The organism is Providencia huaxiensis (assembly GCF_002843235.3).
Taxonomy (GTDB): Bacteria; Pseudomonadota; Gammaproteobacteria; order Enterobacterales; family Enterobacteriaceae; genus Providencia; species Providencia huaxiensis.
This window is the reverse complement of record NZ_CP031123.2, coordinates 3,034,966-3,046,875: the sequence shown is the minus strand read 5'-3', so window position 1 is coordinate 3,046,875 and position 11,910 is coordinate 3,034,966. Positions and strand designations below refer to the sequence as shown.

Annotated in this window: 13 protein-coding genes; 8 read left to right on the top strand and 5 right to left on the bottom strand. The window is 40.9% G+C overall.

The window, feature by feature from the left end; translation table 11 throughout:
• Position 1: 1 nt before the first annotated feature.
• Both kdsC and kdsD read right to left on the bottom strand, forming a co-directional pair.
• Positions 2-562 carry a 3-deoxy-manno-octulosonate-8-phosphatase KdsC gene (gene kdsC, locus CYG50_RS15675; RefSeq protein WP_102137928.1) on the bottom strand — a complete coding sequence of 187 codons (561 nt, stop codon included), beginning with the start codon at positions 560-562 and terminating at the stop codon, positions 2-4.
• A 14-nt stretch (positions 563-576) separates the two neighbouring features.
• On the bottom strand, positions 577-1,545 hold the full coding sequence (kdsD, locus tag CYG50_RS15670) for an arabinose-5-phosphate isomerase KdsD (RefSeq protein WP_166264319.1): 969 nt from the start codon (positions 1,543-1,545) through the stop codon (positions 577-579).
• Positions 1,546-2,022: 477 nt separating this feature from the next.
• Here kdsD and mlaF point away from each other — a divergent pair, with 477 nt between their 5' ends.
• The 7 genes from mlaF (at position 2,023) to murA (ending at position 6,870) form a co-directional block, all read left to right on the top strand.
• Entirely contained in the window at positions 2,023-2,826 is an 804-nt protein-coding gene (gene mlaF / locus CYG50_RS15665) for a phospholipid ABC transporter ATP-binding protein MlaF (protein ID WP_102137926.1), read from the top strand.
• A gap of 5 nt (positions 2,827-2,831) precedes the next feature.
• Positions 2,832-3,614 (top strand): lipid asymmetry maintenance ABC transporter permease subunit MlaE, encoded by a 783-nt coding sequence (gene mlaE, locus CYG50_RS15660; RefSeq protein WP_102137925.1) that lies wholly within the window; start codon positions 2,832-2,834, stop codon positions 3,612-3,614.
• Between the two features lie 3 nt (positions 3,615-3,617).
• The gene (gene mlaD, locus CYG50_RS15655; protein ID WP_102137924.1) at positions 3,618-4,121 is read left to right on the top strand and encodes an outer membrane lipid asymmetry maintenance protein MlaD; all 504 of its coding nucleotides are present in this window, start codon (positions 3,618-3,620) and stop codon (positions 4,119-4,121) included.
• A 35-nt stretch (positions 4,122-4,156) separates the two neighbouring features.
• A complete protein-coding gene (gene mlaC, locus CYG50_RS15650) occupies positions 4,157-4,786 on the top strand; it encodes a phospholipid-binding protein MlaC (protein WP_102137923.1) in 630 nt (209 codons plus the stop codon).
• Position 4,787: 1 nt separating this feature from the next.
• Positions 4,788-5,078 (top strand): lipid asymmetry maintenance protein MlaB, encoded by a 291-nt coding sequence (mlaB, locus tag CYG50_RS15645; RefSeq protein WP_102137922.1) that lies wholly within the window; start codon positions 4,788-4,790, stop codon positions 5,076-5,078.
• Between the two features lie 222 nt (positions 5,079-5,300).
• Positions 5,301-5,555: a BolA family iron metabolism protein IbaG gene (gene ibaG, locus CYG50_RS15640; RefSeq protein ID WP_004258269.1), complete on the top strand. Its 255-nt coding sequence runs from the start codon at positions 5,301-5,303 to the stop codon at positions 5,553-5,555.
• A gap of 52 nt (positions 5,556-5,607) precedes the next feature.
• Positions 5,608-6,870: a UDP-N-acetylglucosamine 1-carboxyvinyltransferase gene (murA, locus tag CYG50_RS15635; protein ID WP_102137921.1), complete on the top strand. Its 1,263-nt coding sequence runs from the start codon at positions 5,608-5,610 to the stop codon at positions 6,868-6,870.
• A 108-nt stretch (positions 6,871-6,978) separates the two neighbouring features.
• Here the strand turns inward: murA and degS are convergent, their stop codons facing one another.
• The 3 genes from degS to zapG form a co-directional block, all read right to left on the bottom strand.
• Positions 6,979-8,043, bottom strand: a complete 1,065-nt coding sequence (gene degS / locus CYG50_RS15630; RefSeq protein WP_102137920.1) for an outer membrane-stress sensor serine endopeptidase DegS — start codon at positions 8,041-8,043, stop codon at positions 6,979-6,981.
• A 114-nt stretch (positions 8,044-8,157) separates the two neighbouring features.
• Positions 8,158-9,552: a Do family serine endopeptidase gene (locus tag CYG50_RS15625; RefSeq protein WP_102137919.1), complete on the bottom strand. Its 1,395-nt coding sequence runs from the start codon at positions 9,550-9,552 to the stop codon at positions 8,158-8,160.
• Between the two features lie 378 nt (positions 9,553-9,930).
• Complete coding sequence (gene zapG, locus CYG50_RS15620; RefSeq protein ID WP_004908297.1) at positions 9,931-10,335, bottom strand: Z-ring associated protein ZapG; 405 nt, start codon at positions 10,333-10,335, stop codon at positions 9,931-9,933.
• Positions 10,336-10,681: 346 nt separating this feature from the next.
• Between zapG and zapE the strand changes: the two genes are divergently transcribed.
• Entirely contained in the window at positions 10,682-11,812 is a 1,131-nt protein-coding gene (gene zapE, locus CYG50_RS15615; protein WP_102137918.1) for a cell division protein ZapE, read from the top strand.
• Positions 11,813-11,910: the final 98 nt, after the last annotated feature.

Below are 11,910 nucleotides of genomic sequence, written 5' to 3'. Positions count from 1 at the left end.
GTTATATTGATAAACCTTTTGCTTCTTCTAGTTTGTCTTGAGAAAGCAAAATAAGGTCACAAAGTTCGCGGACTGCACCTTTTCCCCCGCCAATACGAGTCACGTAATCCGCTTTCGGTAATAGCAAAGGGTGGGCATCAGCGACGGCGACGGATAAGCCTACTTTAGCCATAACAGGCCAGTCAATCAGGTCGTCCCCAATATAAGCTATTTCTTCATCTGATAATTGTAGTGTATCTAACAGTTCGTGATACGCCAAAAGCTTATCGCTTTGGCCTTGGTAAAGATATGTAATGCCTAATGTTTGAGCTCTATCTTCAAGAAGTTTCGCTTTTCTTCCTGTAATAATGGCGACTTCAATACCGGACGTTAATAAGCAACGTATCCCATAGCCGTCACGGACATTAAAGGCCTTGAGTTCTTCGCCATTATTTCCCATATAGACCAAGCCATCGGACATGACACCATCAACATCGCAGATCAGTAATTTGATTTTTTCTGCTTTGATTAAAACAGTATCGGCAACAGGGCCATAGCAGGTTTCCAAAAAGGTAGACGTCATAGTATTTCCTTCTGTTATACAACACCTGCTTGTAGCAGATCGTGCATATGTAGCACACCAACTAATTTGTTATCATTTGCGACTAATAATGAAGTCACGTGTCGAGACTGCATTAAATTGAGCGCTTCAACCGCTAACATGGTTGGCGATACCCGAATTCCACCGGGGGTCATTAAATCAGCAATTTTAGCGTTATTCAGGTCGATTCCCATATCAAAGATACGGCGTAAATCCCCATCAGTGAAAATACCTTCAATATTCATGTCATCATCACAAATGACTGTCATACCGAGTTTTTTGCGGGTAATTTCCACTAAAGCCTCACGTAAAGACGCGCTTTTAGGAATATGGGGGATATCATCACCCGTATTCATTAAATCACGAACGAGGAGTAAAAGTTTGCGCCCAAGTGCGCCACCCGGATGCGAAAGCGCAAAATCATTAGCCGTGAAACCGCGCGCAGTTAATAAGGCAATCGCTAATGCATCTCCCATCACGAGTGTTGCTGTTGTACTCGTGGTAGGTGCAAGCCCTAAAGGGCAGGCTTCTTGAGGCACTTTGATGCACAAATGCACATCTGCATATTTTCCCATATTACTTTCAGGGTTGTTAGTCATACAGATTAAAGGCACTTTAATTCTTTTTAAAACAGGGAGTAAAGCTAAAATTTCCCCTGACTCCCCAGAATTTGAAATGGCTAACACAACATCTTTATGCGTAATCATCCCAAGGTCGCCGTGGCTAGCTTCCCCTGGATGAACAAAAAATGACGGCGTACCTGTGCTCGCTAGTGTGGCAGCAATTTTACGCCCAATATGCCCCGATTTCCCCATTCCCATTACGACGACTTTGCCTTCACAGTTAAAAATAAGCTGGCAAGCGCGGTCAAAATCAGTATTGATATATTGTTCTAGGTTTTTTAAACCTTCATGTTCGATATGGAGAACTTCTTTACCTACTTTCTGAAAATCGAAGTTTGACATTTCTAGTTCCATGCGTAGCTTTTAAGTTAATCGGATTAGCGAAATCAAATTGTATAACGAATACTTGGTATCAGTAAGTATTTTGTCAGTTAAGCACTTTTTAATGTTAGTTTTAGACTTAATAAGTATTTTTTGGCACTTCGATGTAGAATTTAATACGTATAAGATGGTTTTATTAGCATCTTGAACCAAAAAAAGATAGGCAAATTCGCGTATCCTCAGTTAGGTAAATCATAGCATTCTAAGAGCTATCTGCTGTTAATAGCGAAAGCTTTTGCTGACTATAAAGAAATTATATTGTTTTTTCTCTGTTTCCTTTAGGTAAAAACAAAGTTGTAATACTAAAAGTCATATTTTCGACGCTATAATACTATAAATTCTATTTTGTTGTGATATTTGACGATTTTCAGTTTATCTTTCGGTAACATCTGAACGGATAAAAATATTTACGCGTGGTGTATAACGAGTTATTTAACAATGCAAGCACAGACAGACAACTTAATTGAAGTACGGAACATGTCATTTACTCGAGGAAATCGGAAAATATTTGAAAATATTAATCTGACCGTTCCTCGTGGGAAAATTACGGCAATTATGGGGCCGTCAGGGATCGGTAAAACCACATTACTGCGCTTGATTGGTGGGCAATTACGGCCAAATGAAGGTGAAATTTGGTTTGATGGTGACAATATTCCTGCACTGTCACGCTCAAAACTGTATCAGTCTCGTAAAAAGATGAGCATGCTGTTTCAGTCGGGGGCGTTATTCACAGACATGGACGTATTCAATAATGTGGCTTTCCCGTTGCGTGAGCATACTAACCTGCCTGAATCGCTGATCCATACTACAGTGATGATGAAATTAGAGGCGGTTGGCTTGCGAGGAGCCGCAAAATTAATGCCATCTGAGTTATCGGGAGGTATGGCTAGGCGGGCAGCTTTAGCGCGTGCTATCGCTCTAGATCCTGATTTAATCATGTTTGATGAGCCTTTTGTTGGTCAAGATCCGATTACTATGGGTGTTTTGGTTAAATTGATTGATGAGCTTAATCAAGCATTGGGTGTCACCTGTGTCGTGGTTTCCCATGATGTTCCAGAGGTATTGAGCATTGCAGATAATGCTTATATTGTTGCGCAGCAGCATGTCATTGCTCAGGGAACGGGTGAAGAATTGCGTGAAAACCAAGACCCTCGTGTGCGACAATTCCTTGATGGTATTGCGGATGGGCCTGTTCCATTTCGTTTTCCCGCCAATGATTATCTAGCTGATTTATTAGGGTAAATAAAATGATAATAAAGGCGATTGCAGCCTTCGGACGCCGATGGATTGACATATTTTCCGCGTTTGGTCGAGCAGGCTACATGCTGTTTCGCGCCTTACTTGGCAAACCAGAGTTTCGTAAACAATGGCCATTATTGATGAAGCAATTGTACGCCATTGGTGTGCAGTCATTGCTGATCGTTGCCGTCTCAGGGTTATTTATTGGGATGGTTTTAGGGTTACAAGGTTATTTGGTTCTCACGACGTTTAGTGCTGAAGCTAGCTTAGGTATGATGGTGGCGCTTTCACTATTGCGTGAACTAGGCCCTGTTGTGACTGCCTTGTTGTTTGCTGGACGAGCGGGTTCAGCGTTAACAGCTGAAATTGGCTTAATGAAAGCGACTGAACAGATTTCTAGCCTTGAAATGATGGCAGTTGACCCTCTTAGGCGTGTCATCGCCCCACGTTTTTGGGCTGGTTTTATTAGTATGCCATTGTTATCTCTAATTTTTGTTGCTGTCGGTATTTTAGGTGGTGCATTAGTTGGGGTTGACTGGAAGGGTATTGATGAAGGCTTTTTTTGGGCTTCAATGCAATCTTCCATTGATTGGCGGCTAGATTTAGTCAACTGTGTGATCAAAAGCTTAGTCTTTGCCATCACGGTTACTTGGATCGCATTATTTAATGGCTATGATGCCATCCCAACTTCGGAGGGGATAAGCCAAGCTACAACAAGAACAGTTGTACATGCGTCATTGTCTGTTTTAGGACTGGATTTCGTACTTACCGCACTGATGTTTGGGAACTAAGTCATGCAAAGTAAAAAAAGTGAAATATGGGTTGGTTGTTTTATGTTGCTGGCGATTGCCGCAATTATCTTTTTATGTTTAAAAGTCGCTGATTTAAAATCGATAGGAAGCCAATCCACCTATCAAATATCAGCATCTTTTGAAAATATTGGTGGCTTAAAAGAAGGCTCTCCAATCAAAGTGGGCGGTGTGGTGATTGGTCGAGTTGCCAGTATCACATTAGATAAAAAAAATTATGTTCCTGAAGTGAAAATTGATTTATTGAGTGAATACGACAATATTCCTGATTCGAGCTCACTGTCAATTCGCACATCAGGTTTGTTGGGTGAACAGTATATTGCAATGAATATCGGCCCAGATGATGAAGAATTAGGTATCGCAATCTTAAAAAATGGCGGGCGCCTTGAAGATACGAAGCCAGCTATGGTATTAGAAGACTTAATTGGCCAGTTTTTATATAAAAGTGGTGATAGCCAAGGTGCAGAGCCAGAGTCAACTGCACAGTAATTTGATGCTCCCTTTGAAGAATAAAGGAATGAATTATGTTTAAACGTTTAATGATGGTTGCTATGTTGGCAATTGCGCCATTTGCCATGGCAGTAGACCAAACCAACCCTTATAAATTAATGGATGAAGCGGCGGCGAAAACGTTTAACCGCTTGAAATCAGAGCAACCAAAAATTAAGCAAGACCCCGAGTATCTCAGAACAATTGTTCGTGAGGAACTATTACCTTATGTACAAGTTAAATATGCAGGGGCTTTGGTGCTAGGAACCTATTATAAAGGGGCTACCCCTGCCCAGCGCGAGGCTTACTTCAACGCGTTTGAAGATTACCTTGAGCAAGTTTATGGCCAAGCATTGGCGATGTATCATGGCCAAACGTATCAAATTGCACCAGAGCAACCACTGGGTGATAAAAACATTGTGGCTATCCGTGTGACGATTATTGATACCAACGGTCGTCCTCCCGTACGTTTAGATTTCCAATGGCGAAAAAATAGCAAAACAGGTTATTGGCAAGCTTACGACATGATTGCAGAAGGCGTGAGCATGATTACGACTAAGCAAAATGAATGGGGTGATATTCTACGTAAGCAGGGTGTCGATGGCTTAACAAAACAGTTAGAAATCAGTGCAAAAGCGCCAATTACTTTAGAAGAGAAAAAGTAATATGAGTCAGTTGTTAGCATGGGAACTCAATGAAACAACACTGTATCTCACCGGGACATTAGACCGTGATTCGTTAATGTCGTTTTGGGATAAAAAAAACTCATCGCTGGAACAGGTTGAAAATATAGATGTTTCTGGTCTTAAGCACGTGGACTCAACAGGGTTAGCGATGCTGGTTCGCTTAAAAAGTGAACTCCAAGCTAAAAACCGTTCACTGAATATTATCGGTGTCAGTGATAACTTGAATACATTGATTGAACTATATGGGGTTCAAGCGATTATCCTCAATTAGGTTAAACATCCTAAATTGGGTCAAGTTATGTAAAAATAAGCGCCTCTATGTGCTTTTCGGCACGAGAGGCGTTTTCTTTGGTTTAAGTGTTGAGCCTAATCCTTTAGGATAGGGGATTAAGCTCTGAGTATTCTTATTGGGATGCTTCTGTACGCTATGCATGCAATTTGCACTATTTAGAGTAAAATTATAAATCACAAATAATTAATAAATTGAGTCATTATGGATACCAACGAAATTAAGCAAGTATTGATGGAAAAACTGTCTCTGAATGAGGCTATTGTTACTGGTGATGGTAGCCACTTTCAGGTTATTGCTGTCGGTGACATGTTTGACGGTATGAGCCGTGTTAAGCAACAGCAAGCAATTTATGCGCCTTTAATGGAGTATATTGCGGATAACCGCATCCATGCTCTGTCTATTAAAGCGTATACCCCTGCGCAATGGGAGCGCGATCGTAAACTTAGTGGTCTTTGATTTCAAAGCCTAAGCGAACAGACTGTAAAATTCGACATACGAGAATACTTGAATGGATAAGTTTTTAGTTAAAGGACCAACCCGCTTACAGGGTGAGGTCACTATATCTGGCGCAAAAAATGCGGCATTACCAATCCTGTTCGCTGCTCTATTGGCTGAAAAGCCAGTAGAAATACAGAATGTCCCTCATTTGAGGGACATTGACACAACGATTAAATTATTGAATCAACTAGGTACTAAAGTTAAACGCAATGGCTCAGTTTACGTCGATGCAAGCACTGTAACGACATACTGTGCGCCTTATGACCTCGTTAAAACCATGCGTGCATCCATCTGGGCTTTAGCGCCATTGGTCGCTCGTTTTGGCCACGGTGAAGTTTCTTTACCTGGAGGCTGTGCTATTGGTGCTCGCCCAGTTGATTTACATATTTCTGGTTTAGAGCAATTAGGCGCAAAAATTGTTTTAGAAGATGGTTATGTGAAAGCCACGGTTGATGGTCGCTTGAAAGGTGCTTGCATTGTGATGGATAAAGTCAGTGTGGGCGCGACAGTCTCTATTATGACGGCTGCGACCTTAGCTGAAGGCACCACAATCATCGAAAATGCGGCACGTGAACCTGAAATTGAAGATACAGCCAACTTCTTAAATACTCTTGGCGCAAAAATCACAGGCGCAGGTACTGACCGTATTGTTATAGAAGGTGTTGAACGTTTAGGTGGGGGGGTCTATAAAGTACTGCCTGACCGTATTGAAACAGGAACATTTTTAATTGCTGCAGCGGTTTCACGTGGCAAAGTCATCTGCCGTAATGCACGTCCAGATACACTCGATGCAGTGTTAGCTAAACTACGTGAAGCAGGGGCTAAAATTGAAATCGGTGATGACTGGATTAGCTTAGATATGGAAGGCAAGCGTCCAAAAGCGGTGACATTACGTACAGCACCACACCCTGGGTTCCCAACTGATATGCAAGCACAGTTTAGTTTACTCAATCTTGTTGCTGATGGGGCGGGGATGATCACTGAAACCATTTTTGAAAATCGTTTCATGCATATCCCTGAGCTAATTCGTATGGGTGCTCACGCTGAGATTGAAAGCAATACTGTGTTATGTCACGGTGTTGAAAAATTAACCAGCGCACAGGTAATGGCAACAGATTTACGCGCTTCTGCGAGTTTAGTTATTGCTGGCTGTATTGCTGAAGGGACAACAACAGTTGACCGTATTTATCATATTGACCGTGGTTATGAGCATATCGAAGATAAACTACGTGGCTTAGGTGCTGATATTCAGCGCGTGCATTCGGATGATTAATGCTTTGAAAAGGTGAATGAAGTGTTGGCTTCATTCATCTATTTGATAAATCAAAAAAGGTTGTTCGATATCGAACAACCTTTTTTACGAAAGACCGTTTTAAAATGATTATCCTGCCTGTTCATCAGGAATTTCTTCGATAATCACATCAATATTTTTAATTTCGCCATCTCGTAAAATCTGTACTGCGGTTTTGCTTCCAGGGCGGATTTCTGCAACTAAGTCCATGGTTTCTGCGGCTGAAATAGCCGGTTTGCCATCAACGGATAAAATGATGTCTCCTTGCAATATCCCCGCTTTGGCTGCGGGCCCGTTTGGGGCAACCTGGAAAACCCGTAACCCTTGTATTTGGTTAATATTATTGTTATTTGACCTAATTTGAGGCAGTTCGCGTGCTGTAATACCAATATAACCACGGATAACTCGACCATCACGAATTAGTTTATCCATGATTTTAGTCGCAAGGGCAGTAGGAATGGCAAAGCTTAAACCTTCAGAGCTAATGCCCTGGCCAGCAGTGAAAGAAAGCGTGTTGATTCCGACTAACTCACCTTCGGTATTAATTAATGCCCCACCAGAGTTACCCGAGTTGATTGAGGCATCTGTTTGCAGGAAATTTTGCCGGCGAGTAGAGCTTAGCCCTACGCGACCTGTTGCACTGATAATCCCCTGAGTAACAGTTTGACCTATATTGTAAGGGTTACCGATTGCAAGTACGACATCACCAACATGAGTGACTCGTTGTGTATTAATTGGAATAACAGGTAGGTTATCAGCGTCAATTTTCAGTACGGCGAGATCAGTTAATGGATCAGAACCAACCAATAGGGCATCAAAAATAGAACCATCTTGTAAAGCCACTAAGATTTGGTCTGGGTTATCAACGACATGTTTATTCGTGATAATGTAGCCATTTTGGCTCATGATCACACCTGAACCGAGAGACTTTAATTCACGTCCTGACTGGGAGAAGCTTCCTTTTGAACTGCTATAAACATAGACCACTGCAGGTGCAGCACGACGTACAGCTTTGTTATAACTGACGGGTTCACTGCTTGTTTTACCATATAGTAAATCGGCTAAACCTTGAGGGCGCAAAGAAGGAACCGCAACGATAATGATCAATGCAGTCAACAGGCCAAGCATGACAGATAAAGTTAGCTTCTTCACCATAGGATATAGAATATTTAGTTATTGCTTAAACATATTCTGAGCATAACACAAAAAAAAGGGTACAGCAGAGTGATACTGTACCCGTTTATTGATTTTCAGAGGGTTTTTGATGAATTAATTTTTCATCAGTAAATATAAGGTTTCACCATCACGTAATACTTTCATTGCTAACACCGGAGGTTTAGCGTCGATAATCTTACGGAATTGCTCAATAGTCTCAACACGAGCGTCATTGACACCAAAGATTAAATCACCTTTTACGAGGCCAATGGCTGCGGCTGGCGATTTTGGCGCCACGCTGTCAACTTGTACACCTTTAGTGTTGCTAACGGTTGCATTAGAAATTGTTGCACCTAATAACGATTCACTCAGTTTTTCTGCTTTTGTTGCTGAGCCTTCGTCGTTCTCAAGAACCACTTTGACTTCCATCGGTTTGCCTGAGCGAATTAAACCAATAGTGATCTCTTTACCAATTTGGCTGGTACCGATTTTAGCTCTTAACTCAGCAAAGCTATTAATGCGTTTACCATCAACAGAGACTAAAACGTCACCGGATTTAATACCTGCTTTAGCAGCCGATGATTTAGGTAAAACTTCACTTACGAAAGCACCACGCTGTGCATCAATATTAAATGCTTTAGCGATATCGGAGTTCATCTCAGTACCTTTGATACCTAAGATCCCGCGTTTTACTTCACCATGCTTAATTAACTGCTCGCTAAGGTTTTTAGCCATATTACTTGGGATCGCAAAACCGATACCGATATTACCGCCACCTGGTGCCAAAATAGCGGTATTAATACCGATTAATTCACCATTTAAGTTAACGAGTGCACCACCAGAGTTACCACGGTTAATGGAAGCATCGGTTTGGATAAAGTTTTCTAACCCTTCAAGGTTTAAGCCACTACGCCCCAGCGCAGAGATAATCCCTGATGTAGCTGTTTGGCCTAGGCCAAATGGGTTACCAACCGCAACAGCGAAGTCACCAACACGTAATTTGTCGGAGTCTGCAATACTAACCGCAGTTAAGTTTTTGATATCTTTTGCATTGCTTATTTTCAATAACGCGATATCAGTTTGTGGGTCTTTGCCAATTAAGTTAACCGCAATTTCACGGCCATCATTTAATTGAATTTGAATTTTGTCAGCACCATCAATTACATGATTGTTAGTTAAAATATAACCTTGCTGGGCGTCAATAATGACACCAGAGCCCAAGCCTTCAAATGGACGCACGCTTTGTTGTTGCTGTGGTATATTTGGGCCAAAAAAGAATTTAAGTTCTTCTGGAATTTGTTGGTTCTGTACGCGAGTACCAGACACATGAATATTCACTACAGCAGGCAATACTTTTTCAAGCATAGGGGCCAAGCTAGGCATGTTCTGGCTTTGTGCTGTAGCCGGTAAAGTGGCGGGTAATGCTGCACTGCTAACAGCAGGAATAGCCGCTAAAGATAACCCTAAACTCATTGCTACTGCGGTAAGAAAAAAGTTTTTTCTTTTCATAATTCAGTCGATTCTCTCAAGAATAAATTATTAACTCACTGTGAATGCAATTTTAGAAGAAACACAATGCGTTGATATAATATTGGTTGGTATCAGATTCAATTTTACTGATGACTATGACTACCGATTATGCGCAAAAGTTCCCATGACGGGTAGCGAATATCTACTCTTTTACATCTATTTACATGTGCTTTAAGTGAAACTTTAACTTCTATACATTATATAAATGAATTGTTAAATTATATTTGGATGGAAATCTTGTTCAGAATTATTAAATAAAAATTTAATAATGGAAGACATACGGAAAGTGACTAAATTTAGTGCGTTTTATAGAAAATCACCAGTAAGTGGTGCTTACTGGTGATAAAAGATAAAAATTTACTTTTCTTTCTCTTCGATAGGACGGAAAAGACCCGAAGCACCATCTGAGTAATCTCTTGGTGGCATTTTAACTGGTGCTTGGTCGTTATCCGCTTCAGATTCGGTTAAACGATAGTTAAATGGGTTGTCTTGTGCTGGCATATCAGGCATTAATTCAGATGAACTTTGTGCCATGTGTTGATATAGCTGACGGTAGTCACGCGCCATTTTATCCAATAATTCTGCGCTACGAGCAAAATGACTAACAAGTTCTTTACGGTACTCTTCGAGTTCAGTACTTTTTTTGTCTAGCTCAGCTTGCGCTGTTTTTTGTTGGCGAAGCTTTGGGTTGCCATAGCGCACAACTAATGCACCGATGATAAAACCCACAATCAATCCGATTAATGCATACTCCCAGGTCATGCTGACTCCTTCATTACTTCAATGTTCACAGATTCAATGTTCGCAGAAATTAGTGTTGTTACCGTTACTATACCTTAAATAATTCAAGTTGCATGTAAGCGTCAAGTAAAGCACCTTAACATATTGTAATCTGACTAGTTAAGTGATAACAAAATCTACAAGCCTTGAAGTCGACAGGTTAAATTAGCCAACAACTTATTAAGAGTGGAATCTTAAATCGAATTTCCTTACTCTATAGCGGCTCGTTAACCGAAAGTTAAATGATAACTGAATCTGGTTATAATAAAGGCAGTGTATATCAAATAACGGTAAAAAAACCGAAAAATTTTTAAGGATTATTCAGTTAATGTCGCCGATGACCCCTACAATGCGTTATCAACAAGCGCTTGCTGATGGTAACTATCAGCCAGATGACGTCCAAAGGCTCGCTGTGGAACGCTTGGATAAAATATATCAGCAGCTTGTTAATGCAACTTCTTCCACTTTACAAGATAAGCCTTCAGGTTTAAAGCAACGCTTTAGTCGTCTTTTAGGTAAAACGTCAACAGCACCGATTATTCCGGTGCAAGGGCTCTATATGTGGGGCGGGGTAGGGCGTGGGAAAACATGGCTAATGGATATGTTTTACGAAAGTTTACCAGGTACTCGTAAACTTCGCTTACATTTTCATCGCTTCATGAAAAAAGTACAAGAAGATTTGATGGCATTGCAAGGGCAAGAGAACCCGCTAGATATTATTGCGGATGAGTTTAAAAAACAAACAGATGTGTTGTGTTTTGATGAGTTTTTTGTGTCAGACATTACCGACGCTATGATCCTTGGCACTTTGCTTGAAGGGCTCTTTGCTCGAGGCATTACACTGGTCGCTACCTCAAATATCATCCCTGATAATCTCTATCGTAACGGTTTGCAGCGAGCGCGTTTCCTGCCTGCTATTGAGCAAATTAAAAAATACTGTGATGTGATGAATGTCGATGCAGGCATTGATTACCGCTTAAGGACTTTAACTCAAGCACATCTTTTTTTATCCCCGATTAATTCTCAAAACCGCCAGCATTTGGATGAGGTTTTCATTAAATTGGCAGGTAAGAAAGGAGAACAACATCCCGTCTTAGAGGTTAACCATCGTAAGATGCAAGCTATTCATGCAGCGGAAGGGGTGTTAGCCATCGAGTTTAAAGTGTTGTGTGAAGAGCCTCGTAGTCAAAATGATTATATTTACCTATCAAATTGCTACCACACCGTGTTGTTGTACAATGTGCCCGTGATGGGAACAACAGATGAAAACCCAGCACGTCGTTTTTTGGCATTAATTGATGAGTTTTACGAACGAAAAGTTAAATTGGTTATTAATGCGGAAGTGCCAATGGAATCGCTGTATCAAGGGAAACTTTTGGCTTTCGAGTACCAGCGTTGCTTGTCTCGATTACAAGAAATGCAAAGTGAAGAGTACTTGAAAATACCGCATTTAACTTAAGGGAGTAATCAAACAGGGTTGTTAGCAAAAGTTACCTGGATTGCATAATTTAAGTACAAAATGCGATGTTTATTCGAGCAAACGTAAAAAAAATGCAT